2 protein-coding genes and 1 pseudogene are annotated in these 1,396 nt (G+C 47.2%); all 3 read right to left on the bottom strand.

Annotated features, from left to right (window positions below; all coding sequences use genetic code 11):
- Positions 1-393 (bottom strand): annotated as a pseudogene (locus AO064_RS31900) (hypothetical protein); the annotation flags it as partial.
- A gap of 344 nt (positions 394-737) precedes the next feature.
- A complete protein-coding gene (locus AO064_RS21785; RefSeq protein WP_064054623.1) occupies positions 738-998 on the bottom strand; it encodes a hypothetical protein in 261 nt (86 codons plus the stop codon).
- The gene (locus AO064_RS30760; protein WP_156521574.1) at positions 995-1,168 is read right to left on the bottom strand and encodes a hypothetical protein; all 174 of its coding nucleotides are present in this window, start codon (positions 1,166-1,168) and stop codon (positions 995-997) included. The genes AO064_RS21785 and AO064_RS30760 overlap by 4 nt, the downstream gene beginning before the upstream one ends.
- Positions 1,169-1,396: the final 228 nt, after the last annotated feature.

Raw genomic sequence — 1,396 nt, forward strand, 5'->3', positions numbered from 1 at the left:
ACGCAGCATAAAGGCTTGGGCGCGGCGGTGTTGCTCTTCGTACTCAATCACTAATTGATGCCCACGGTTGAGAGCCGCATGGGTGAGATAGCCCTGATGGATGACGGCATCCTTCCATCCTAGGATCGCCATCGCGGCCATCATATTGGTGGCGGTTTGGATGCTGTAGTTTTGGCGGCGTCGATCATTGCCTGCCGCTTTGGCAATAATGTCGAACTGACCCGCCCAGAAGAACAACTGCCAAATTCCTACTTGGTAATAGCGCAGCCAATGGGCCAATTCCAGAAGCCATTGCGGGTTATCTGGTGCGGTTGCCAATACCTTGTGGGCTCGTGTGACGGCCATCCATTCGGAGCTACTACGCGTAACGTTGTCACTATTCGGTACAGGCATTGATGGCTTCGCAAATGCATCGCCGCGCTCAACATATTCACGGATGCCATTCAACTCGTATTCATCTGAGACGTGTGGCCCCTTGGCTATGCGCCCCAGCACACTTTTGAAGGAGGGCCATTTCGGGTTTACGCCCGAGCGCTCGCACTGAATTACTTCTTGGTCCATGGTTCCACCTTAAATTCTGCTACACCTGTTTTACTGGGGGCGGGAACACCGACTTTGACTGTTACACCTTGGAAAAATAGGGGTCAGACCACCAATATACATTAGGGCACTAATCGTGGTCTGCCTCCTATATTCCCCTATTTCACAGGAGGACAATATCGGACTGACCCTATTGCCTACCTCCCTTCTAAAAGTGCTGAAACAACCCTTATACAGAACAGTTTCATTTCAAACTCATCTATAAGATGCTCTCCGCCACCAGGCCGATAAAGCGAAAGCTTTTCCTGCAGCTCATCAAACAGATTTTCAAATTTACCAAAGCCTTCATTTTCTTCAATTTCATCCAGAAGGGTTTCCGCGTCTTTTGCCCATTGAACCGAAATATTAGAACCGCTCACAAATCTATCAAGATGCTCAATCAAATTATTTATCGTCATTTTTTCTTTACCGGATTAACAACTGTAATAATACGATCCCCATCCACAGCAATTTGAGCTTTAGGATATTTAGAGTTCATGAGGGTAACTGAGGTACCACGATCATCTATTTTTATTTTTCTAATTTTATCTGCGGTATCAATAAAATCCTCCACTTCCAGAATGGTCATCGGTTCTCTGCCTTTAGGCGGATTTACCATACGATCCGCAGCATGATAGTTGATTTGCTTACCACCGGGTGTCTTAGCGGTACCAAGCTGGAAATAGTGAAATAGGGGTCAGACCACTATTCTTCTATTCTTTTAGCTCACACTCCTTGGGCGTCCTGACACCCCCTGCGAAACTCGTTTACCTAATGCCTGCTCAATCTCGGCCGCAAACTTCTGATCGCCCAAAAC

The sequence above is a fragment of the Pseudomonas marginalis genome (assembly GCF_001645105.1).
GTDB lineage: Bacteria > Pseudomonadota > Gammaproteobacteria > Pseudomonadales > Pseudomonadaceae > Aquipseudomonas > Aquipseudomonas petroselini.

Excerpts from the sequence above, each read along its gene's own strand:
- AO064_RS21785 (WP_064054623.1), bottom strand. The coding sequence starts at position 998 with ATGACGATAAATAATTTGATTGAGCATCTTGATAGATTTGTGAGCGGT.
- AO064_RS30760 (WP_156521574.1), bottom strand. The coding sequence starts at position 1,168 with ATGACCATTCTGGAAGTGGAGGATTTTATTGATACCGCAGATAAAATT.